Origin of the sequence: Nocardioides sp. BE266, from assembly GCF_031457855.1 — a bacterium.
In the GTDB taxonomy this organism is placed as follows: Bacteria; Actinomycetota; Actinomycetes; order Propionibacteriales; family Nocardioidaceae; genus Nocardioides.
The window spans coordinates 274494-296902 of sequence record NZ_JAURTI010000005.1 but is presented as its reverse complement, the minus strand read 5'-3'; the positions used below and the strand labels follow the sequence as shown (position 1 = coordinate 296902).

The window sequence follows — 22409 nt, the reverse complement described above, 5'->3', positions numbered from 1 at the left end:
GGAATAGCCTCTGTTACCAGAGGCTTCCCAAGGAGGTTCCTATGCTTTCGCTGCACCAGCTGCGGTGCTTCCTCGCGACGTACGAGCACGGCTCGCTCACCGCTGCGGCCGAGGAGCTCGGCTACGCCCAGCCCTCGGTCTCGGAGCAGGTGCGCGCGCTCGAGAAGACCCTCGGCGTCGTGCTCTTCCGGCGGGTGGGCCGCGGCGTGACACCGACGACGCTCGCCGACACGCTCCGCCCGTACGCCGAGCAGGCGATCGCCGCGGCGGCGGAGGCGCGCAAGGCCGTGCAGAGCGCCGCGTCGCTGGAGAGCGGCACCATCCGCTTCGGGATGTTCGGCGCCGCACGGTTGTACGCCGGTGCGCAGATCGTCGCTGACGTGCTCGAGCGCTATCCCGGGGTCCGCGTCGAGCTGATCGGCCAGCACTCCAACGAGGTCCAGGAGCAGCTCCGGCGCGGCCACCTGGAGGCGGCGATGATCGCGGTCACCAGCGTCGAGAGCGAGGGCATGACGGTCATCCCGGTGGCGCGCGACGAGCTGGTCTACATCTCGGCGGACCCCGAGCGCCTCGCCACGCCCGTGACGCCGGCGCGGCTCGCGCAGGCCTCGCTGATCATGCCGGAGACGACGTGGCGCGCCAGCGACTCGGTCCGGACGGTGCTGCGGCGCTTCCTGCACGAGGCCGGGCACAACCCCCAGACCCGCATCGAGGTCGAGGAGGTCGAGACGGCGGTGGACCTGGTCGGCCGTGGCTACGGCGACTCGGTCATCCCGCGCGGAGGCGCCGAGCAGCTCATCCCGCAGATCGCGCCCCACGTGGGCTACGTGTCGCTGCGGCCGCGCCAGCACGACGTGATGGCGATCGTGCACCGCAGGGGCGCCGTCCTGTCGCCGGCCGCCCAGGTGATGATCGAGGTGGCGACGCGCCACATCCAGTCGATCGCCGAGCCGCTGTGAGCCTCAGCGCAGGTTGAGCCCGGGCCAGTCGGACGTCGCCACCGTGGGGATGCCCCGCAGGCGCCGCTGGTAGCGCACCAGCGGCGCGAACTCGTCGAGGGCGCCCCACAGCCGCTGGTGCGCGGCCCACGGCAGCGGGCCGGTCGGGCGGACGTTGCCGTCGGGGCCGAACTCGTGCCACGCGGCGCCGAAGCCGATCCACACCGGTGTCCATGCGGCGGCGTCGTCCCACTCACCACGGCGCTGCTCGACGAGCCGCCGCCGCAGCTGGAACTCCATCCGGGGCCCGTCCACGACGACGGGAGCCGTGCGCACCGGCCAGAGCCACAGGTCGTCGGTCATGACCCGCAGCTCGAGGTCCTCCACCGCGCTCGGCTCGACCAGCACGGTCGCGACGAGGTGACGAGGTCCCATGGAGGAACGCTCACCCGCGCGGGGGCCGGCCGTCAAGCGCGGTCCGACGGGTGTCGGAGTCCGGAAGTCCGTGGCGGATGACCCCGGCGAGACTAGGGTGGCAGTGTGGACCGGCGGATCTTCGGCATCGAGAACGAGTACGGCGTGACGTGCACGTTCAAGGGTCAGCGCCGCCTGAGCCCCGACGAGGTCGCCCGCTACCTCTTCCGCAAGGTCGTCAGCTGGGGTCGCTCGTCCAACGTCTTCCTCCGCAACGGCGCCCGGCTCTACCTCGACGTGGGCAGCCACCCGGAGTACGCCACGCCCGAGTGCGACGACATCGTCGACCTGGTCACCCACGACAAGGCCGGCGAGCGGATCCTCGAGGGCCTGCTGCTCGACGCCGAGAACCGCCTCCACGAGGAGGGCATCTCCGGCGACATCTACCTCTTCAAGAACAACACCGACTCCGCGGGGAACTCCTACGGCTGCCACGAGAACTACCTCGTCGGCCGGGCGGGGGAGTTCAGCCGGCTCGCCGACATCTTGATCCCGTTTCTCGTGACGCGGCAGATCGTGGTCGGCGCGGGCAAGGTCGTGATGACGCCGCGCGGGGCGTCGTACAGCGTGAGCCAGCGCGCCGAGCACATCTGGGAGGGCGTCAGCAGCGCCACCACGCGCAGCCGCCCGATCATCAACACCCGCGACGAGCCGCACGCCGACGCCGAGCGGTTCCGCCGCCTCCACGTGATCGTCGGCGACTCCAACATGAGCGAGACGACCACCATGCTCAAGGTGGCCTCCTGCGACCTCGTGCTGCGGATGATCGAGGAAGGCGTGGTGATGCGCGACCTCACGATGGAGAACCCGATCCGGGCCATCCGCGAGATCAGCCACGACACCACGGGGCGCCGCAAGGTGCGGCTGGCCAACGGCCGCGAGGCGAGCGCGCTGGAGATCCAGGCGGAGTACCTCGGCAAGGCCCGCGACTTCGTCGACCGTCGCCAGATCTCCACGCCCACCATCGAGCGTGCCCTCGACCTGTGGGAGCGCGGCCTCAAGGCCGTGGAGTCCGACGACCTCGGCCTCGTCGACCGCGAGATCGACTGGGTCATCAAGCTCAAGCTGATCGAGCGCTACCGCGCCAAGCACGGCCTCTCGCTCGGCGACGCGCGCATCGCGCAGCTCGACCTCGCCTACCACGACATCCACCGCGGCCGCGGCCTCTACTACCTGCTGGAGAAGCGCGGCGCGGTCGCCCGCGTGACCAGCGACCTGAAGATCTTCGAGGCCAAGAGCGTCCCGCCGCAGAACACCCGCGCCCGGCTGCGCGGCGAGTTCATCCGCAAGGCCCAGGAGCGCCGTCGCGACTTCACCGTCGACTGGGTGCACCTCAAGCTCAACGACCAGGCGCAGCGCACCGTGCTGTGCAAGGACCCCTTCAAGGCGTACGACGAGCGGGTGCAGCGGCTCATCGACGGGATGTGACCCCGCCAGGACGGCCTCGAGACCACCTCGGGACGTTCTGTGGGCGGTGTCGTCACCCGATGCGTAGGTGTCGCTGGATAGGGTGACCCGGCAACGCTGTCCGATTGATGAGGTTGAACCCGTGTCCCGTGTACGTTCCGCTGCCCTCAGCAGCATTCTCGCCCTCAGCCTGCTCGGCCTCGCCGCCTGCGGATCCGAGGCGAGCGACTCCGACGAGGGCGGCGCCTCGCTGAGCTCGGTGACGATCGAGGGCAAGCAGGGCGAGGAGCCCAAGGTCACCTTCGACGGCCGCCTCGACGGCTCGAAGGAGGAGACCGACGTCCTCGTCGAGGGCGACGGCGACACCGTCGCCGACGGCGACACGGTCGCGGCGAACTGGTGGATCGGCAACGGCTTCACCCAGAAGGAAGCCCAGAGCACCTACGCCAAGGGCGGCGCGACGCAGTCGGTCGAGCTGTCGAAGGACATCCTGCCGTTCCTGCGCGAGGCGATGATCGGGCACAAGGTCGGCGACCGCGTGGCGCTGCTGACCTCCGCCGAGGACGCCTACGGCGAGTCCGGCAACCCCACCATCGGCATCGGCAACAAGGACTCCGTCCTCGTGGTCGTGGACATCATGGGCCGCTCCGACACGATCCCGGCCCTCGACGGCCCGCAGGGCGAGGACAAGAAGCCCGCGAGCTGGGCGCCGACGCTGATCGAGAAGGACGGTGTCATCACCGGCCTCGACTTCACGAACGCGCACGAGCCGAGCGGCAAGCTCATCGCCACCACGCTGGTGAAGGGCGACGGCGCCAAGGTGAAGTCCGGCCAGACCCTCACGGTGGACTACCTCGGCCAGGTCTACGACGCCAAGGCGCCCTTCGACGAGTCCTACAGCGGCGAGCCGGCTGAGTTCCCGATCGGCGTCGGCCAGGTCATCAAGGGCTGGGACGAGCGCCTGGTCGGTCGCACCGTCGGGTCGCGGGTGATCCTCGAGATCCCGCCGGCCGACGGCTACGGCAAGACGGGCAACGAGCAGGCCGGCATCAAGGGCACCGACACCCTGTTCTTCGTGGTCGACATCCTCGCCGCGAAGTGATCTCACCGGACCGGACGTAGGGGGAGCGGAGGATGGCGCAGCCACGTGCAGAACGGCTGATGAACCTGCACATCCTCCTGCTCGGGGCGAAGCGGTTCATCGGCAAGGACGCGATCCGCGAGGCGTGCTACCCCGAGCACGCCCGCGGACCTGCCGGCGACGAGGCCTTCGAGCGCGCCTTCGAGCGTGACAAGGACGCCCTGCGCCAGATCGGCGCCGTGATCGAGGTCGGCAGCGCCGACGCGTTCTTCGACGACGAGATCGGCTACCGGATCCCCACCGAGCAGACCTCGCTGCCCGAGATCCGCTTCGAGTCCGACGAGGCGGCCGTCCTCGGCCTCGCAGCGCAGGTCTGGCAGCAGGCCACCCTCGCCAAGGCGACCGGCCGTGCACTGGCCAAGCTCAAGGGGCAGGGCGTCGAGATCGACCCGTCCCGCCTCGAAGTGGTCGCCCCGTCCATCAGCGCCGACGAGCCGGCCTTCGAGCCGCTCTGGGACGCCGTGGGCAAGCGCCGCCAGGTGAGCTTCCCCTACCAGCGCGCCAGCGAGACCGCGCCGACCGCGCGCCGCGTGCAGCCGTGGGGCCTGGCGCGTTCGTCGGGCCGCTGGTACGTCGTCGGCTACGACGTGGACCGCGGGGCAGAGCGCGTCTTCCGGCTCTCGCGCATCGTCGGCCCGGTCCGCGCGACCGGGAAGTCCGGGGCCTACGACGTCCCGGCCGGCACCGACGTGCGCGCGGTCGCCCGCCGGCTGTCGCCGTCGTACCCGAGCGTGCGCGCCGAGCTGCAGGTGCGCCAGGGGACCGGGGTCGGCCTTCGCCGTCGCGCCGAGTCCGTGGCCGCTGACGCCTCCGGCTGGGACACGCTGGTCGTCGAGGGGCCCGTGCACGAGCTCGCCGACGAGGTGCTCACCTACGGCGCAGACGTCGTCGTCCAGGCTCCGGAGGCGTTGCGCGACGAGGTCGTCACCCGCCTGCGCTCGATCGTGGAGGGGGCCCGATGAGTCACCCCACGGAATTCTCGAGCTCCCCCGCTTCGCTCCTCCGCTCGACAATCCCGAGGGGACCCCGACGATGACCACGCAGCCGGCCGACACCGCGCCCGACCAGGTCGCCCGACTCCTGGCCCTGGTGCCCTACCTCCTCGCCCGTGGTGAGGTCCGGCTCGACGACGCGGCCGCCCACTTAGGCACCGACGCCGCGCAGATCGAGCGCGACCTGCGCCTGCTCTTCATGACCGGCCTCTCGCCCGGACTGCCCGGCGACCTGATCGAGGTGGACCTCGACGCGCTCGAGGGCGACCGGATGATCCGCGTCGACAACGCCGACTACCTCGCTCGCCCGGTCCGGTTCTCCCCGGCCGAGGCCACCGCGCTGGTGGTGGCGCTGCGCACGATGGCCAACTCGGCGCCCGAAGGCGCCGCCGACGTGATCCAGCGGACCCTCGCCAAGCTCGAGGCGGCCGCCGGGGCCGACGGCGAGGACCTCCTGCGCCTGCACGTCTCGCCGACCCCGCTCGAGAGCAGCGCCGTCGTGCCCGTGCTCGAGTCCGCGATCGCCCGCGGCCACCAGGTGGAGATCACCTACCACGTGCCGTCGCGCGACCAGGAGTCGCTGCGGACCGTCGACCCGCGCGGGCTGGCCCGCGTCGAGGACCTGCTCTACCTAGACGCGTGGTGCCACACCGCGCAGGGCGACCGGGCCTTCCGCGTGGACCGCATCCTCGCCGCCCGCGAGCTCGACACCGACGTGGTCGACAAGGGCGCCCGTCCGCGCGACCTGACCGGCGGGTGGTTCACCGACGCCGAGACCACCACGATCACGCTCCGGCTCGCGCCGCCGGCCCGCTGGGTGGTCGAGTACTACCAGGTGACCGGCCAGCGTCCCGGCCCCGACGGCACGATCGACGTGGACCTCGAGGTGGCCAGTGAGCAGTGGGCGCAGGCGCTCCTCTTCCGGCTCGCGCCGCACGCCACCCTCCTCGCACCAGCGGCGTACGCCGACACGTTCACAGCCAGTGCACGGGAAGCGCTCAGCCTCTACGAGGACGACGGCGTAGACTTTCGACGTACTGCAGCACCCATCGCACGGACCCCAGAAGTGACGGAGTGACTTCCATGATCAACCCGATGATCGGCATGCCGCAGGGTGCGGAGTGGCTGGTGATCCTCTTCATCGTCGTACTCGTGTTCGGTGCGGCCAAGCTGCCCGACCTCGCCCGGAGCTCGGGCCAGGCGCTCAAGATCTTCAAGGACGAGACGAAGAACCTCCGCGACGACAAGGACCCCAAGGACGCCAAGGCTGCGCCCGAGGAGCTCCAGACCCGCGAGGAGACGCAGGCCGAGGCGCACAACGAGACCTCCGGCGAGGTGCTCCGTGAGCGTCGCGACGACACCACCGCCTGAGTGAGGCTCGGAGGCCTCGTCGGCCTGTTCAGGGGTGGCCCGCGCCACGACGTCGGGCCCGACGGGCGGATGGCGCTGTCCGACCACTTCCGGGAGTTCCGCGCCCGGCTGCTGCGCTGCCTGCTCGTGTTCGTGGTCGCGTTCGCGATCGCGCTCTACTTCCGCCACTACCTCCTGGACGGCGTCTTCGGGCCCTACGAGGACGCTCAGGAGAAGCTGCCCAACGGCATCACCGAGGCGACGACCAGCGGTGCTGCCGCCGGCCTGATGCTGTGGCTCAAGCTCGCCGGCTTTGCAGCGATCGTCGTCACGGCTCCCTACTGGCTCTACCAGATCTGGGCCTTCGTGCTCCCCGGGCTCTACTCCCAGGAGCGGAAGATGACCCGGATCTTCGTCGCCGTCGCCGGGCCGCTGTTCCTGGTCGGCGTGGCGCTGGGCTACTTCACGCTGCCGGTGGCCCTCGAGGTCCTCATCGGGTTCAACCCCGACGGCGTCACCAACCTGATCGACTTCAACGACTACCTGCAGTTCTTCACCCGCACGCTGCTGGTCTTCGGGCTGTCCTTCAACATCCCGGTCTTCGTGGTGCTGCTCAACTTCGCCGGCGTGGTCAAGGGGCGCCAGCTCGCGGCGTACCGACCCTGGATCGTGATCGGCACCTTCATCTTCGCGGCCGCGGCCACCCCGTCGACCGACCCGTTCTCGATGTGCCTGATGGCGGTGCCGATGATGGTGCTGTTCTTCGCCTCCGAGGTCATCGCCCGCCTCAACGACCGGCGCCGGGCACGCACGGCGGCCGCCAAGCGGCTCTAGCCCCGACGACCTCGCACCGCTCCGACAGGCCACCCGACCCGGTCTGACAGGGTGGACCCATGCAGGCCGTGATCACCGACATCGATCCGTTCGACCTGCCCGAGTGGCTCGGCACCCACGACGTCGTCTGGCACGCCGAGGCCGGTCTCCGCACCGGTCACCTGGTCAGGGGACGACTCGTCGCCGAGGGCGAGACCGACCTGGTGTGCGACCTCCTCGCCGTGGACGAGGCCTATCCCGAGCCGGTGGTCGACGACGCGACCCGGCTCCGCGTGCACCAGGCCTGGCGGCACGGTCAGGTCGTCGTCGGCGACCTCCGCGGCCGGATGGTGCTCGCCGTCCCCGGCACCGGGTTCGGCCCCGAGCTGGTCCTGGACGCCCTCGGCCGGCTCGCTCGCGCCGTCGGCGCACACGCCGAGCGCTACGCGGCGCTGCTGCGACTGAGCGTGTAGGTCACGGGGATAGGGTCGCGCACATGCACGACCCGTCTGTGCCCGCACCCGTGCGGGGCCGCGAGATCGCCCTCCTGACCAACCCCACCTCCGGCAAGGGCAAGGGCGCCCGCAACCGCGACGTGGCGCTCGCCCGGCTGCGCGAGAGCGGATTCGTCGTCCGCAACCTCCAGGGACGTGACGCCGACGAGGCGTCCGACCTGGCCCGGGCCTGCGTGGCCGACGGGGTGGAGGCGCTGGTGGTCTGCGGCGGTGACGGTCTGGTGCACCTCGGAGCGCAGGCCGTGGCCGGCACCGGCGTGCCCCTGGGCCTGATCCCGAGCGGCACCGGCAACGACGTCGCGCGCTACCTCGACCTGCCGCGCACCGACCCGGTCGCCGCGGCCGACCGCATCATCGCCTCGCGCCGGCGCAGGATCGACCTGGCCCGCAGCGGTGACCGCTACTTCGTGACCGTGCTGGCCGCCGGCTTCGACGCGATCGTCAACGAGCGCGCCAACGCGATGACCTGGCCCAAGGGGCAGATGCGCTACAACCTCGCCACGCTGGCCGAGCTGCGCACGTTCCGGCCGCTTCCCTACGTCCTCCAGCTCGACAGTGGTTCAGGGGCTGAGACGATCGAGCACGAGGCGATGCTGGTCGCCGTGGGCAACGGTCCGTCCTTCGGCGGCGGCCTGCGGATCACCGAGGGCGCGCTCCTCGACGACGGGCTGCTCGACGTCGTGGTGATCACCCGGATGAGCAAGACCAAGCTGGTCCGCTCCTACCCGCGTCTGTTCACCGGCAAGATCGACGGCGTCGCGGAGTACGTCCACCGGCGGGTGCGGTCGGTCACCGTCGCCGCGCCCGGCATCGTGTCGTACGCCGACGGGGAACGCTTCGGGCCGCTGCCCCTCACCGTGGAGTGCGTCCCCGGCGCCCTCGAGGTCATCGCATGAGCGAGGACCAGCACGAGCAGGGCCCGGCCGAGCGCTACGCGTCCTTCCAGCGGAGCAAGGACTTCCCGATGCTGCGCGACTTCTCCGGCCTCTACGGCTTCGAGCTCGACGACTTCCAGGTGCGCGCCTGCCAGGAGATCGAGGGCGGGCGAGGCGTCCTCGTCGCGGCGCCCACCGGCTCCGGCAAGACGATCGTGGGCGAGTTCGCCATCCACCTGGCGCTCCAGACCGGCCGCAAGGCGTTCTACACCACGCCGATCAAGGCGCTGTCGAACCAGAAGTACCACGACCTCGTGAAGCGCTACGGCGCCGACAACGTCGGCCTGCTGACGGGGGACAACGTCGTCAACGGCGAGGCGCCGGTGGTCGTGATGACCACCGAGGTGCTGCGCAACATGCTGTACGCCGGCTCGCGCACGCTGCTGGGCCTGGGCTACGTCGTGATGGACGAGGTGCACTACCTCGCCGACCGGATGCGTGGCGCGGTCTGGGAGGAGGTGATCATCCACCTGCCGGAGTCGGTGACGCTCGTGTCGCTGTCGGCGACGGTGTCCAACGCCGAGGAGTTCGGCGAGTGGCTGGCCACGGTGCGTGGCGAGACCACCACGATCCTGGAGGAGAAGCGGCCGGTGCCGCTGTTCCAGCACGTCATGGTGGGCCGTCGGCTGCTCGACCTCTTCGCGTCCTCCGACGTCGACGCGAGCGCGGGCTTCGTCAAGGAGGGCGCCCCGGTCAACGACGAGCTGACCCGGATCGCCCGCGACGACTGGGCCAGCACCCGGCTGATGCGCGACCGGCGCTCGCCGCGCAAGGGGAAGCCGGGCTCGTCGAAGAACCCGCGCTCGGTCGGCAACGGCCGCCGGGTCTGGATCCCGAGCCGGGTCGACGTGGTCGAGCGGCTCGACCGCGAGGGCCTGCTGCCGGCGATCGTCTTCATCTTCAGCCGCGCCGGCTGCGACGCCGCGGTGACCCAGCTGGTGCAGGCCAACACCCGGCTCACCACGGCGGCCGAGCGCGACGAGATCTTCGCCCGCGTCGAGGAGGCCTCGCGCTCGCTGCCCGAGGAGGACCTGCACGTCCTGGGCTACCACGAGTTCCTCGACGGCCTCACCCGCGGCATCGCCGCCCACCACGCGGGGCTGCTCCCGGCGTTCAAGCAGGTCGTGGAGGAGCTCTTCCAGGAGGGTCTGGTCAAGGTCGTCTTCGCGACCGAGACCCTCGCGCTCGGCATCAACATGCCCGCGCGCACCGTCGTCATCGAGAAGCTCTCGAAGTGGAACGGCGAGAGCCACGCCGACCTGACGCCGGGGGAGTACACCCAGCTGACCGGTCGAGCCGGCCGTCGCGGCCTCGACATCGAGGGTCACGGCGTCGTGCTCTACCAGCCCGGGATGAACCCGCGCGAGGTCGCCGGCCTCGCCTCGACGCGCACCTATCCGCTCCGCTCCTCATTCCGGCCGTCCTACAACATGGCGGTCAACCTGGTGCACCAGTTCGGTCGCGCGCGATCGCGCGAGCTGCTGGAGCAGTCGTTCGCGCAGTTCCAGGCCGACAAGGCCGTCGTCGGGCTCGCCCGGCAGGTGCACAAGGCCGAGGAGGCGCTCGACGGCTACGCGGAGGCCGCGACCTGCCACCTCGGCGACTTCATGGAGTACGCCGGGCTGCGTCGCCGCATCTCCGACCTCGAGAAGGGCGCCGCCCGCGAGCGCCGGCAGGACCGTCGTGGCGAGGCCGCCGCCTCGCTGGGCAAGCTCCGCCCGGGTGACGTGATCCAGGTGCCCGCCGGCAAGTTCAGCGGGCTCGCGGTGGTCATCGACCCGGGCACCTCGGGCGACGAGCCGCGCCCCTACGTCGTCACCGCGGACCGGCAGGCCCGCCGGCTGGCGATGATGGACTTCCCGGTGCCGGTCGAGTCGATCGGGCGGCTGCGGATCCCCAAGTCGTTCAACGGCCGCAACCCGGCCCAGCGGCGCGAGCTCGCCAATGCGCTGCGCTCGCGGGCCGACTCCTTCGACGCGCCCGCCCAGCGTCGTACGAAGCAGCGGGACTCGTTCAGCGACACGGCGGCCGACCGCGAGATCGGCCGGCTGCGCGCCGACCTCAAGTCGCACCCGTGCCACCAGTGCCCCGACCGCGAGGACCACTCGCGGTGGGCCGAGCGGTGGTTCAAGCTGCAGCGCGACACCGAGACCCTCAAGCGGCGCGTGGAGAACCGCACCAACACGGTCGCGCGCACCTTCGACCGGGTCTGCGACGTGCTGACCGCACTGGGCTACCTTGAGGGCGAGAAGGTCACCGAGCAGGGCGGCCACCTGCGCCGGATCTACACCGACATGGACCTGGTCGCCGCGGAGGCGATCCGGGCCGGGATCTTCGACGAGCTCGCTCCCTCCGAGCTGGCCGCGGTGCTGTCCGCGCTGGTCTTCGAGGCACGCCGGGCCGACGACGCGTCGTCGCCGAGGCTGCCCGGGGGCAAGGTGCAGCCGGCCCTGGCCGAGCTCGTCCGGCTCTGGGGCCAGCTCGACGCCCTCGAGCGCGACCACAAGCTGGACTTCCTGCGCGAGCCCGACCTCGGCTTCGCGTGGGCGGCCTGGCGCTGGGCCGAGGGCGACGACCTTGACGACGTCCTCATGGTCACCGGGTTGTCCGCGGGCGACTTCGTGCGCTGGATGAAGCAGCTGCTCGACCTCTGCGGGCAGGTGGCCGATGCGGCCGGCGACAGCCCGCTGCGGGGTGTCGCGCGGAGCACCGCGGCGTCCCTCAAACGTGGCGTGGTGGCGTACTCCGTGCTGGCCGAGTAGGGCTGTGGCAGGCTCACCTGCGTGACCGACTCCGGCCAGCGCCTGCTGCTCCTCGACACCGCGTCCCTCTACTTCCGGGCCTTCTTCGGCGTGCCGGACTCGATGCGGGCGCCCGACGGCACCCCCGTCAACGCCGTGCGCGGGCTGATGGACTTCATCAGCCGACTGGTGGGGGAGTACGACCCGACCCACCTCGCCTGCTGCTGGGACGACGACTGGCGCCCGCAGTGGCGCGTCGACCTGATCCCGTCCTACAAGGCCCACCGAGTGGTCCGCGCGATCCCCGGCCCTCGGCCCGACGTCGAGGAGGTCCCCGACCCGCTCGAGACGCAGATCCCGATCATCCAGTCCGTGCTGGCGGCCTACGGCATCCCCGTGGTGGGGCACGCCGAGATGGAGGCCGACGACGTGATCGGCACCCTCGCCACGGGCGCCGGGATGCCGGTCGACATCGTCACCGGCGACCGCGACCTCTTCCAGCTCGTCGACGACGACGCTGCCGTGCGGGTGCTCTACGTCGCGCGCGGCGTCAGCAAGCACGAGCGCGTCGACAACGCCTGGGTGCGCACCAAGTACGGCGTCGACGCGAAACAGTACGCCGACCTGGCCACGCTGCGCGGCGACGCCTCGGACGGCCTGCCCGGAGTGGCCGGCGTGGGGGACAAGACCGCAGCCACGCTGCTCAACCGCTTCGGCACGGTCGGTGCGATCGTCGAGGCCGCGCTCGACCCGGACTCCGACATGGGGCCCGGACCGCGCGGGAAGATCAAGGCCGCGGAGGACTACCTCGCCGTCGCGCCCCAGGTGGTCGCCGTACGCCGCGACCTGGACCTGGGCTCGCCCGACCTGACCCGGCCGCGGACCCCGGTCGACCACGCCGCGGTGGTCGCGCTCGACGAGCAGTGGGACCTCGGTTCATCTGCCGTGCGCCTCGTGGAGGCACTGTCCGGGTCCGACTAGTCTGCCCCCGTGAGTTCTTCCGAGGTCGAGTCCAAGGACCGGCAGATCCTTTCCCTGCTGGCCGCTGACGGCCGCATGTCCTTCACCGACCTCGGCAAGGCGACGGACCTGTCCACGTCGGCGGTGCACCAGCGCGTCAAGAGGCTCGAGCAGCGCGGGCTGATCAAGGGGTACGGCGCGACCGTCGACCACGACCAGCTCGGGCGTCCGCTGACCGCGTTCATCTCGATCACCCCGATCGACCCCTCCCAGCCCGACGACTACCCGGACCGCCTCGTCGGCATCCAGGAGATCGAGTCGTGCTGGTCGGTGGCCGGCGAGGAGTCCTACATCCTCAAGATCCGCGTCGCCACGCCCCTCGCGCTCGAGGAGCTGCTGGCCCGGATCCGGGCGTCCGCGAGCGTCTCGACCCGCACCACGATCGTGCTCTCCACGCCCTACGAGAACCGTCCCATCAGCTGACCCTGGAGGCGCCATGACCGAGCTGACGGACATGGTGAGATCCGAGCGCGACGCGCTCATCGGCACCCTGGAAGGGTTGACCGAGGAGCAGTGGCAGACGCCGTCGCTGTGCGGCGAGTGGCGCGTGCTCGACATGGCCGCGCACCTCGCCTGGGCGCCCGTGCTCGGTCCTGCGGCCGGCGTCGCCCCGCTCGCGGACCCCCGCCCTCGCGACGGCCCTGGCCCTTCCGTCCCACCTCCCCGCCAACTGACGACCACCCGAGTGATCCCCGGCTGACCGGGGATCACTGAACTTGTCAGGCTGTGCAAGGGCCGACAACTTCAGCGACAGCCTGACAACCCGGCTCACGCGGCTGGCTGCTGAAACAGGTTGCGGATGCGAGCCGCAGTGTCTGCTGGCTTGTAGAGGTCCGCCCACACGATCCGGAGCAACGCCATCCGGTCAGCTCGCAGATGCGCGACTCACGTTGCTTCTCCCGGAGGACGCAGTCCACCACTGACTCGCCCTTGCGCCGGTGTTCCTGATACTTCGTCTTTCCGTCGAACTCCAGGAACACGCCGAGTTGTGGCCATGCCAGATCGACGCGCGCAATCTCGACGCCGCGCTCGTCGTGGATCGGATAGTTGGGGATCGGCGCTGGAAGGTGCTGTGCCCAGCAGAGGAAGCGCGCCCGTGTCTCTCCAACAGACTCCGACCGCTCGTCGGCGAGGCGCAGCACCAGGTCGGTGGTGAGGCTCCGCGGCCAGTGGGCCATGGACTCGTAGCGAAGTCGCAGCTTCTCCAATGTGGTGAATCCGTTGTGGAGCAGGTAGTCGATCTCGACCAGCGCGTGTTCAACGTCGAGCACCAGGGTGAGCTCGAGCGCAGTACGGGTACCGCTCATGACCTCGCGTCCGTTGCGGGTCACGACGTCACCCTCGGCGATCACTCCGCGATGCTGGACGATGCCTGCCTCTGCACGCCCGGCGCGCTCGTCGGGCCGGGTGAGGTGCACTGTGGTGAGGTCGCACTCCCACAGCGGCGTGCCGTACTCGTTGGCCGAGCTCGTGTGGCTCAGGACTACTCGCGTGTTCGCCTGACGGACGGCCGCGCGACACAGCAAGGCGTACCTCTGATTCACGCTCAGGTCTGCCCAACCGTCGCCGAAGACATACGCTCCACGCCGCACTCGTACCCAAGCGCCGGCCTTGATCAGACCGGCGATGGCGTGGTCGTGGTAGCCGGCGACGAGGGCATCCTTGCGCGTGAACACACCATGCTCGGCCACCAGAGCTCGTAGTCGTGCCTCCATGGGGTCCACGGTGGCCGCCTCTGGTGGCCTGTCGCGAGCCGCGTACCAACTGCCTGTGGACGAGGGCCCGAAACGCGCGCCTGTGGAGACCTGGTGGAACATCAACAGCGGGTGGACACCCTAGTTGTCAGGCCATCGCTGAACTTGTCAGGCCGTGCAGGGGCCGACAAGTTCAGCGATCCCCGGTCAGCCGGGGATCACTGATCTAGACAGCGGCTCAGTAGGCCTGGAGGGCAGCCGTACGACGAGAGGCCTCGGCCATCTCGGCGGCCTTGAGGGAGGCCTCGTCGAGGCGGCCGTGCTGCTCCCACCACTGCTGGCCGGCGGCGGGGAGGGTGTGGATCGGGTCGTAGTACTCGTAGTAGCGCGACAGCGCCTCGGCGTCGTCGGCCTCGATCGAGGTGCGGTAGTTCTTGGTCCAGTAGGAGATGCCGTGCTCGGTGTCGTAGTCGGCGTTCTGGTGGACCCAGCGCTTGCCGACGAAGGGCACGTCGCACACGATGCGCGGCGTCGCGAAGCCCGGCAGGTAGCCCATGATGTGGTGCTGCAGGCGCTGCGCGTCGGCGAGCGAGACCCGCCAGTGCTCCGAGAACGGGATCATGTCGCACATGTAGAAGTAGTAGGGCATGATCTGCGCGCCGTCGAGCAGGCGGAAGCACAGGTCGAGGAGCGCGTGCGGGTCGGCGTTGACGCCGTTGAGCAGCACCCCCTGGTTGCGTACGTCGCGCAGGCCGGCGTCGAGCATCGCGCGCGAGGCCTCGGCGACGATCGGCGTGACGGAGTTCGCGTGGTTGGCGTGGGTGTGCATCGCGAGCGAGACGCCGCGCGAGCGGGCGACGGCGGCGACGCGCGAGACGCCCTCGACGACCTCGGGCTGCAGCCAGTGCTGGGGGAGGCCGATGAGGGCCTTCGTGGCGAGGCGGATGTCGCGGATGTTCTCGACCTCGAGCACCGACATCAGGAACGCCTCGAGGCGGGGCCACGGCATGTTGGCCACGTCGCCACCGGAGACGACCACGTCGCGCACGGACGGGGTGCGCTGGAGGTAGGCGATCATGTCGCCGATCCGGTCGTTGGGCTTGCCGGCGAACTTCAGCTTGTCGATGACCGGCGTCGAGTTGCCGACGAGGTCCATGCGGGTGCAGTGGCCGCAGTACTGCGGGCACGTCGGCAGCAGCTCGGCGAGCACCTTGGTCGGGTAGCGGTGGGTGAGGCCCTCCGTGGCCCACATGTCGTGCTCGTGCAGCGAGTCGCGGGTCGCGTGCGGGTGCGAGGGCCAGTCGGTGCGACGGTCGCTGAAGACCGGGATCATGTAGTGGCGCACCGGGTCGGCGTAGAACGCCTCGGTGAGCGAACCGGCGCCGGCGGGGGAGACCGTCGGGACCATCGTGTTCATCATCTGCGGCGGCACGAGCATCGACATCGTGGCCCGCTCGGCCTGGTCGCGCTCGAGGTCGGCGTAGAAGCGCTCGTCGAGCAGGTCGCCCATCAGCTCACGCAGCTGCTTGACGTTCTTGATGCAGTGGGCACGCTGCCACTGCACGGAGGCCCAGTCGGCCGCGGTGACGTCGGCCCACCCGGGGAAGCGCGTCCAGTCGGGCTCGACGAGCTCGACCCGCTGGTAGGGGTAGGGCTGGCCGGTGTCGAGTGCCCCTCCCAGTGAGATGGCGGTCTCGATGCTCATGAGGTCTCCTTGAAGCTCGCGTGACGGCGCGCCGGTTGTGTGTGCGGCGACACATCTGGAAGAGTACGCGGAGAACGTCCGGCGAGTCCAATGGCGCGCCGGAAGATTTACGGCTCAAGAGCGTGCAACAAGAAGGATGGCCCGAATTGACCACCCACACGGACATCCGGACCGGTGATCCCACCGGCCTGCACCGCGTCCTGGACGACCGCACCGTCCTGCCCCAGGCCGCCCAGCGCCTCGACACCCGCGCCGAGCTCTGGCCCGACGAGGTGCGCGTGCGCGTCGAGCGGCTCAACCTCGACGCCGCGTCCTTCCGCCAGCTCGAGGGCAAGCACGACCACGACGGCGACGCCGTCCGTGCCGAGGTGCTCGACATCGTCGCCACCCGCGGCAAGATGCAGAACCCCGAGACCGGCTCCGGCGGCATGCTCGTCGGCACCGTCGAGGAGGTCGGCCCCCAGTCGCCGCTCGGGCTCCAGGTCGGCGACCGCGTCGCCACCCTGGTGAGCCTCACGCTGACCCCGCTCGTCATCGAGGACGGCCTCGCCGAGTGGGACGGCCGCAGTGAGCAGGTCCCGTGCGACGGCCACGCCGTGCTCTTCGGTCGCTCCATCGCCGCGGTCATCCCCGACGACCTCGACCCCGCCCTCTCGCTCAGCGTGATGGACGTGTGTGGCGCGCCCGCGCTGACCGCCCGCGTCGTGCGGGAGTACGTCGCCCGCGGCAAGGAGCCGGTGGTCGCCGTCATCGGTGGTGCGGGCAAGTCCGGCTCCCTCAGCCTCGCCGCCGCCCGTGAGGCCGGCGCGGCGCGCACCATCGGCGTCGTACCTCACCAGGGTGAGCACGACCTGCTCACCGGAGCGGGCATCGCGGACGCTGTCACCATCGCCGACGCGCGGGACCCGATCGCGCTGCGCGATGCCGTCACGGCCGCCGGCGGTCCGGCCGACGTCACCGTCGTGTGCGTCGACGTCCCCGGCTGCGAGGGCGGCGCGATCCTCGCCACCGCCGAGGGCGGCACCGTCATCTTCTTCTCGATGGCCACCAGCTTCAGCGCCGCGGCGCTCGGCGCCGAGGGCCTGGCCGCCGACGTCCGGATGCTCGTCGGCAACGGCTACGTCCCCGGCCACGCGGCCTATGCCATGGAGCTGCTGCGCGCCGACGCCGGCGTGCGCGGGCTCTTCGAGCGGAGGCTCTGATGGCGACCGCAGTCAACAAGGCGAAGAGCCAGCTCGGCATCGACCGGGCCGAGGTCCGCCGCGCCCGCACGCTCGCGCGCCAGGTCGGCAAGCCGATCGTCGACCTCGCCACCCAGCACACCACCGTCAGCGTCGAGCGGGCCACGCTGCGCCTGGCCGGCCTCGGCGGCGCCGACCCCGACGGCACTCCGTGGGTCAACCGGCTCGCCGACGCCGTACGAGCCGACGTCGGGCTCGAGCACGGCGTCAGCCTCCCGGTGTGGGACGCGCTGCTCCGGGGTGAGGGCGACGACCTGCTGACGCTCGCGCAGAAGGCCGCGGCCGGCTCGGTGACGTTCCGGGTCCCCGAGGGCAAGGATGCCACCCGCGCGGCTGCTGCGTCCCGCAAGGCCGTCGCCGCCGGCATCAAGCAGATCGACCGCCAGCGCGTCGCGCGCGAGAAGATGGTCGCGAAGGTCGGCGACGCGCCGAGCAAGCCGTGGATCTACCTCATCGTGGCCACCGGCGACATCCACGAGGACATCCCGCAGGCCCAGGCCGCGGCCCGCGAGGGCGCCGACGTCATCGCGGTGATCCGCTCGACCGGCCAGTCGCTGCTCGACTTCGTGCCCGAGGGCGCGACCCGCGAGGGCTTCGCCGGCACCTACGCCACCCAGGAGAACTTCCGCCTGATGCGCGCGGCGCTCGACGAGACGTCGAAGGAGCTCGGCCGCTACGTCCGGCTGACCAACTACGCCTCCGGCCTCTGCATGCCGGAGATCGCGACGCTGGCCGGCCTCGAGCGGCTCGACATGATGCTCAACGACTCGATGTACGGCATCCTCTTCCGCGACATCAACCCGATCCGCACCTTCGTGGACCAGCGCTTCAGCCGCCAGATCCACGCGCGCGCCGGCATCATCATCAACACCGGCGAGGACAACTACCTCACCACCGCCGACGCGATCGAGGCCGCCCACACGGTCACCACGAGCCAGCTGCTGAACGAGTACTTCGCCAAGGAGGCCGGGCTCGAGGACTGGCAGCTCGGCCTGGGTCACGCGTTCGAGATCGACCCGGAGGTGGAGGACTCCTTCCGCCTCGAGCTGGCCCACGCGATGCTCGCCCGCGAGCTGTTCCCCGACGCACCGCTGAAGTGGATGCCGCCGACGCGTCACATGACCGGCGACATCTTCAAGGGCTACCTCCTCGACGGCTTCTTCAACCTGGTCGGCGCCCTCACCGGGCAGGGCATCCTGCTCGTCGGCATGATGACCGAGGCCGTGGTGACGCCGTGGATCTCCGACCGTGACCTCGCGCTGCAGAACGTCCGCTACGTCATGAACGCGGCCGGCAAGCTCCACGAGGACTTCCGCCCCGCCCCGGACGGCTTCATCGCCAACCGTGCGCGCGAGGTGCTCGGCGAGGCGATCGGCCTGCTCGAGGAGATCAAGGCCGACCGCAGCGTTCCCGGTGAGCCGCCGCTGCTCTCCGCGATCGCCGACGGCACCTTCGGCCTGATGAAGCGGCCCGCCGACAAGGGCAAGGGCCTCGACGGCGTCGCCCGCAAGGCCGCCGGCTACTACAACCCGGCCACCGAGATCCTCGAATCTCCGTTGGTTGAGGAGCGAGCGCAGCGAGCGTCTCGAAACCGAGGAGCGAAGCGATGACACTGATCCGCCCCTACGGCGACACCACCGGCGACGGCATGGTGCAGCTGTCCTTCACCCTGCCGATCGAGCACTCCAAGGTGGCCGAGGGCGCCGCGGTGCAGCTGGCCAACAAGATGGGCATGGACCCCGCGCTCGTCGTCCACGCCAAGCCGATGGGGGAGGGCTTCACCTTCTTCGTCGTCTACGGCCGGGTCAACCACCTCGTCGACCCCAGCACCGTCGAGGTCGTCGAGCGCGACTACCCCCTCCTCACGCCCAAGGAGGCCAACGCCGCGATCAAGCGCTCCATGCGTCGCCGCCTCGTGGTCGTCGGCGGCTGCATCGGCACCGACGCGCACACCGTCGGCATCGACGCGATCCTCAACATCAAGGGCTTCGCGGGGGAGAAGGGCCTGGAGTACTACCGCGAGCTCAAGGTCGTGAACCTCGGCGCCCAGGTCTCCGTGCCCCAGCTCGTCGAGGCGGCAGCTACGGAGAAGGCCGACGCCGTCCTCGTCTCGCAGGTCGTCACCCAGCGCGACGCCCACCTGCTCAACACGCGCGAGATGTCCGCGGCCTTCCGCGAGGCCTACCCGGCCGCCAAGCGACCGCTGCTGGTCGTCGGCGGTCCGCGCTTCGACGAGACGATGGCCGACGAGCTCGGCGTGGACCGCGTCTTCACCAGGGGTACGACGCCGGGCGAGGTCGCCTCGTTCATCGTCCACCGACTCACGAACAGGACCGCCTCATGACGCAGGATCGCACCGGCACCGTGGTCACCCACCGCCGCTACGTGCCGTACTCCCACGCCCACTACGCCGGCAACCTCGTCGACGGCGCCTACAGCCTCGGCCTGTTCGGCGACGTGGCCACCGAGATGTGCATCCTCCTCGACGGCGACGAGGGCCTCTTCGCGTCCTACTCCGACGTCCAGTTCAAGGCCCCGGTGCGGGCCGGCGACGTCCTGGAGATCACCGCGACGCTGGTCCGGGAGGGCACCCGCAGCCGGGTGATGGACTTCGCCGTCCAGGTCGTCGGCCGCGGTGCCCCGACCGCCGAGGCGCCCGGCGCGGCCGAGGTCCTCGACCCGCCGGTCGTGGCGACGACGGCGACCGGGACGGTCGTCGTACCTCCCCGTTAGGGCACCGCCCGCACGGGCCTCCGGCGTGTCTGCAACGACACGCCGAGGGCCTGCAATTTTTGTCCGACGACTTTCAACCGAAGTGCAGCCCGTTGACCTGCATGAACGCGCGTCCATGCAGGTCAGGAGCGTGTTGACAGCACCGCGCTCGGGAGGGAGGGTTCCCGGGTCCGCCTGTGCAGCCCGCGGGTGGCGCGTTCGGCAGAGGGGAGCTCGACGTGTGGGTCGCGAAGCCAGCGATGCCCACCGTTCGGCGACCCGTCGATGGTGCCCCGCGGTGGCTGGATGCGGGAGGGACCTCGGGGCGCTAGACAACTTCGTGCGATCGTCAGCCAGGCGGTCGTGTGTTGGTCCGAAGCCCCCTCGTCCCTCCCGCACCGCTGCAGGCTCTCCATGTCGTGAGCAGCCGTCGGCTACGGTCTGTCCGTGCCGCTGCGCTGCCTCCTCGCCCTCGTCGGCGGACTCGTGCTGGCGGCTGCCTTCGAGCCGATCGGCTTCGCCTGGCTGATGCCGCCGGCGATCGCCGCGCTCGTCGTCTCCGTGCGCGGCCTGCGGCCGGGCCGGGCCTGGTTGCCCAGCCTGCTCTTCGGCTTCACGTTCACCTACGCCGTCATGGTGTGGATGCGCTCGGTGGGCACGGACGCCTGGATCGCGATGTGCGCCATGGAGACGGCGTTCTTCGTCCCGCTGGGACTCGGGCTGTCGTGGAGCATGCGACACCGCCTGTGGCCGCTGTGGACGGCGCTGTGGTGGGTCGGCGTCGAGACGTGGCGCAGCGGCTGGCCGTTCAGCGGGATGCCGTTCGGCCGGCTCGCCTACGCGACCGCCGGCACCCCGTGGGGCGACGCCCTGCCGTGGGTCGGGATGACCGGCGTCAGCATGCTCGTCGCCCTCAGCGGTACGACGCTCGCGTGGCTGCTCCTCGAGCGTCCTCGCCCCTCACGCCGGGTCGTCGCCGGCGTCGGAGGCCTGGTTGCCGCGTCGCTGGCGCCCGCTGTGGTGGCGTACCCGATCAGCCAGGACGGCACGGCCACGGTCGCCGCGGTGCAGGGTGACGTGCCGGGCACCGGGCTCAACGTGCCCGCCGTGCACCGCGAGGTGACCGCCAACCACGTGCGCCTCACCGAGGACCTGGCTGCGTCGGTCGACGCGGGGGAGACGCCACGCCCCGACTTCGTCGTGTGGCCGGAGAACTCCACGGCCGTCGACCCGTTCCTCGACGCGGGCGTGCACGCCGGGATCGTCGCCGCGTCCGACGCCATCGACGTCCCGATCATCGTCGGCGGGACCAACACCAACCCGCTCGACGACACCGAGGTGCTCAACCAGGGCATCGTCTACCAGCCCGGCACCGGCGGGGCCGACCGCTACACCAAGCGCCACCCCGTGCCCTACGGGGAGTACATCCCCTTCCGCGACGTCAGCTGGATGCCCTCGACCTACGGCCGGCTCACCGAGGTGCCGCGCGACATGGTCCGGGGGACGAGCCTGGAACCGATCACCGTCGCCGGCGTGAGGCTCGCCGACGCGATCTGCTTCGACGTGGCGTACGACGACGGCATCGGCGGTCAGGTCGCCCGCGGCGCGCAGCTGGTCACCGTGCAGACGAGCAACGCGATGTTCAGCCGCACGGCCCAGCTCGACCAGCAGTTCGAGATCAGCCGGCTGCGCGCCCAGGAGACCGGGCGCTGGGTGGTCGTGGCCGCGATCAACGGCATCTCCGGCGTCGTCGGCCCCGACGGTCACGTGGTGGCCTCGGTGCCCCGGCGCGAGCAGGACGTGCTCGTCGAGGAGGTCGGCCTCAGCACCACGCTGACCCCGGCCGTGCGGGCGGGCCTCTGGCCCGCGCGGTTCACGCTGGTGTTCCTCGTCTGTCACACGGTGCTCGTGCTCGTGACCTATCGTCGTCGCCGACGGAGCGACCGCCCGTCGCCGCAGCCTGTGGAGCGAGGTATCACCGCGTGAGTGTCGAAGGCCTCGGCCGTGTCGTCATGGTCATCCCGACCTACAACGAGTCCGAGAACATCGAGTGGATCGTCGGCCGGCTCCGCGCCGCCCAGCCGGGCGTCGACGTGCTGATCGTCGACGACAACAGCCCCGACGGCACCGGCGCCATCGCCGACCGCCTCGCGGCCGACGACGAGGCGATCAACGTCGTGCACCGCACGGAGAAGGCGGGCCTCGGCGCGGCCTACCTCCATGGCTTCGACGTCGCGCTCGCCGCGGGCTACGACGTGATCGGCGAGATGGACGCCGACGGCTCCCACCAGCCCGAGCAGCTGCACCGCCTGCTCGACGCGCTCCGCTCCGCCGACCTGGTCATCGGCTCGCGCTACGTCCCCGGCGGCTCGGTCGTGAACTGGCCCGTGCTGCGCCTGGCGCTCTCGCGCGGCGGCAACCTCTACGTCCGGCTGCTCCTCGGCATCAGGGTCAAGGACGCGACCGCCGGCTACCGCCTGTTCCGCCGGACCACGCTCGAGAAGATCGACCTTGGCACCGTGAGGTCTACTGGATACGTGTTCCAGACCGACCTCGCCTACCGCACGCTCAACCACGGGCTGCGGCTGACCGAGGTGCCCATCGAGTTCATCGAGCGCGAGCGCGGTGACTCCAAGATGAGCGGCCAGGTCGCGCGCGAGTCCCTCCAGCTGATCACCCGCTGGGGACTGGCCGAGCGTCGCGCGCAGCTGCGCCGTCGCCGGAGGTAGCC

At 70.8% G+C, this 22409-nt stretch carries 22 protein-coding genes; 19 read left to right on the top strand and 3 right to left on the bottom strand.

Features of this window, described 5'->3' with window-relative positions:
- Positions 1 to 41: 41 nt before the first annotated feature.
- On the top strand, positions 42 to 959 hold the full coding sequence (locus J2X46_RS16845; RefSeq protein WP_310252567.1) for a LysR family transcriptional regulator: 918 nt from the start codon (positions 42 to 44) through the stop codon (positions 957 to 959).
- Positions 960 to 962: 3 nt separating this feature from the next.
- Here the strand turns inward: J2X46_RS16845 and J2X46_RS16840 are convergent, their stop codons facing one another.
- Positions 963 to 1373 carry a hypothetical protein gene (locus tag J2X46_RS16840; RefSeq protein ID WP_310252565.1) on the bottom strand — a complete coding sequence of 137 codons (411 nt, stop codon included), beginning with the start codon at positions 1371 to 1373 and terminating at the stop codon, positions 963 to 965.
- Between the two features lie 105 nt (positions 1374 to 1478).
- Between J2X46_RS16840 and pafA the strand changes: the two genes are divergently transcribed.
- The 12 genes from pafA to J2X46_RS16780 all read left to right on the top strand — a co-directional run bounded on the left by pafA (position 1479) and on the right by J2X46_RS16780 (position 13026).
- Positions 1479 to 2840: a Pup--protein ligase gene (gene pafA / locus J2X46_RS16835; RefSeq protein WP_310252563.1), complete on the top strand. Its 1362-nt coding sequence runs from the start codon at positions 1479 to 1481 to the stop codon at positions 2838 to 2840.
- 121 nt (positions 2841 to 2961) lie between these two features.
- On the top strand, positions 2962 to 3921 hold the full coding sequence (locus J2X46_RS16830) for an FKBP-type peptidyl-prolyl cis-trans isomerase (protein WP_310252561.1): 960 nt from the start codon (positions 2962 to 2964) through the stop codon (positions 3919 to 3921).
- A 59-nt stretch (positions 3922 to 3980) separates the two neighbouring features.
- A complete protein-coding gene (locus tag J2X46_RS16825; protein ID WP_310252559.1) occupies positions 3981 to 4922 on the top strand; it encodes a WYL domain-containing protein in 942 nt (313 codons plus the stop codon).
- A gap of 70 nt (positions 4923 to 4992) precedes the next feature.
- Positions 4993 to 6030, top strand: a complete 1038-nt coding sequence (locus tag J2X46_RS16820) for a WYL domain-containing protein (protein WP_310252558.1) — start codon at positions 4993 to 4995, stop codon at positions 6028 to 6030.
- Between the two features lie 5 nt (positions 6031 to 6035).
- Positions 6036 to 6323 carry a twin-arginine translocase TatA/TatE family subunit gene (tatA, locus tag J2X46_RS16815; protein WP_310252977.1) on the top strand — a complete coding sequence of 96 codons (288 nt, stop codon included), beginning with the start codon at positions 6036 to 6038 and terminating at the stop codon, positions 6321 to 6323.
- Positions 6324 to 7136 carry a twin-arginine translocase subunit TatC gene (gene tatC / locus J2X46_RS16810; protein ID WP_310252556.1) on the top strand — a complete coding sequence of 271 codons (813 nt, stop codon included), beginning with the start codon at positions 6324 to 6326 and terminating at the stop codon, positions 7134 to 7136.
- Between the two features lie 59 nt (positions 7137 to 7195).
- On the top strand, positions 7196 to 7588 hold the full coding sequence (locus tag J2X46_RS16805; RefSeq protein ID WP_310252554.1) for a hypothetical protein: 393 nt from the start codon (positions 7196 to 7198) through the stop codon (positions 7586 to 7588).
- Between the two features lie 23 nt (positions 7589 to 7611).
- The gene (locus tag J2X46_RS16800) at positions 7612 to 8526 is read left to right on the top strand and encodes a diacylglycerol kinase (RefSeq protein ID WP_310252553.1); all 915 of its coding nucleotides are present in this window, start codon (positions 7612 to 7614) and stop codon (positions 8524 to 8526) included.
- Complete coding sequence (locus J2X46_RS16795; RefSeq protein WP_310252552.1) at positions 8523 to 11327, top strand: DEAD/DEAH box helicase; 2805 nt, start codon at positions 8523 to 8525, stop codon at positions 11325 to 11327. Before J2X46_RS16800 ends, J2X46_RS16795 begins: the two co-directional genes overlap by 4 nt.
- Before the next feature lie 21 nt (positions 11328 to 11348).
- Positions 11349 to 12287 carry a 5'-3' exonuclease gene (locus tag J2X46_RS16790; protein ID WP_310252550.1) on the top strand — a complete coding sequence of 313 codons (939 nt, stop codon included), beginning with the start codon at positions 11349 to 11351 and terminating at the stop codon, positions 12285 to 12287.
- A 9-nt stretch (positions 12288 to 12296) separates the two neighbouring features.
- The gene (locus J2X46_RS16785) at positions 12297 to 12749 is read left to right on the top strand and encodes an Lrp/AsnC family transcriptional regulator (RefSeq protein WP_310252548.1); all 453 of its coding nucleotides are present in this window, start codon (positions 12297 to 12299) and stop codon (positions 12747 to 12749) included.
- 13 nt (positions 12750 to 12762) lie between these two features.
- A complete protein-coding gene (locus J2X46_RS16780) occupies positions 12763 to 13026 on the top strand; it encodes a maleylpyruvate isomerase N-terminal domain-containing protein (protein WP_310252546.1) in 264 nt (87 codons plus the stop codon).
- Positions 13027 to 13045: 19 nt separating this feature from the next.
- On the opposite strand, the gene J2X46_RS16775 is transcribed toward J2X46_RS16780, so the two are convergent.
- Positions 13046 to 14041 (bottom strand): type IV toxin-antitoxin system AbiEi family antitoxin domain-containing protein, encoded by a 996-nt coding sequence (locus J2X46_RS16775; RefSeq protein WP_310252975.1) that lies wholly within the window; start codon positions 14039 to 14041, stop codon positions 13046 to 13048.
- A 217-nt stretch (positions 14042 to 14258) separates the two neighbouring features.
- Positions 14259 to 15725 (bottom strand): lysine 2,3-aminomutase, encoded by a 1467-nt coding sequence (locus J2X46_RS16770; protein WP_310252544.1) that lies wholly within the window; start codon positions 15723 to 15725, stop codon positions 14259 to 14261.
- A 146-nt stretch (positions 15726 to 15871) separates the two neighbouring features.
- Between J2X46_RS16770 and J2X46_RS16765 the strand changes: the two genes are divergently transcribed.
- The 6 genes from J2X46_RS16765 (at position 15872) to J2X46_RS16740 (ending at position 22407) form a co-directional block, all read left to right on the top strand.
- Positions 15872 to 16927, top strand: coding sequence for an L-erythro-3,5-diaminohexanoate dehydrogenase (locus J2X46_RS16765; protein ID WP_310252542.1), 1056 nt, complete (start codon positions 15872 to 15874; stop codon positions 16925 to 16927).
- Positions 16927 to 18576, top strand: a complete 1650-nt coding sequence (locus J2X46_RS16760) for a lysine 5,6-aminomutase subunit alpha (RefSeq protein ID WP_310252540.1) — start codon at positions 16927 to 16929, stop codon at positions 18574 to 18576. Before J2X46_RS16765 ends, J2X46_RS16760 begins: the two co-directional genes overlap by 1 nt.
- Entirely contained in the window at positions 18573 to 19310 is a 738-nt protein-coding gene (locus tag J2X46_RS16755) for an OAM dimerization domain-containing protein (protein ID WP_310252538.1), read from the top strand. The genes J2X46_RS16760 and J2X46_RS16755 overlap by 4 nt, the downstream gene beginning before the upstream one ends.
- Entirely contained in the window at positions 19307 to 19699 is a 393-nt protein-coding gene (locus J2X46_RS16750; protein ID WP_310252535.1) for a hotdog domain-containing protein, read from the top strand. Before J2X46_RS16755 ends, J2X46_RS16750 begins: the two co-directional genes overlap by 4 nt.
- A gap of 426 nt (positions 19700 to 20125) precedes the next feature.
- Positions 20126 to 21664, top strand: a complete 1539-nt coding sequence (lnt, locus tag J2X46_RS16745; RefSeq protein ID WP_310252533.1) for an apolipoprotein N-acyltransferase — start codon at positions 20126 to 20128, stop codon at positions 21662 to 21664.
- Entirely contained in the window at positions 21661 to 22407 is a 747-nt protein-coding gene (locus J2X46_RS16740) for a polyprenol monophosphomannose synthase (protein ID WP_397214860.1), read from the top strand. The genes lnt and J2X46_RS16740 overlap by 4 nt, the downstream gene beginning before the upstream one ends.
- The last annotated feature ends 2 nt before the right edge of the window (positions 22408 to 22409 follow it).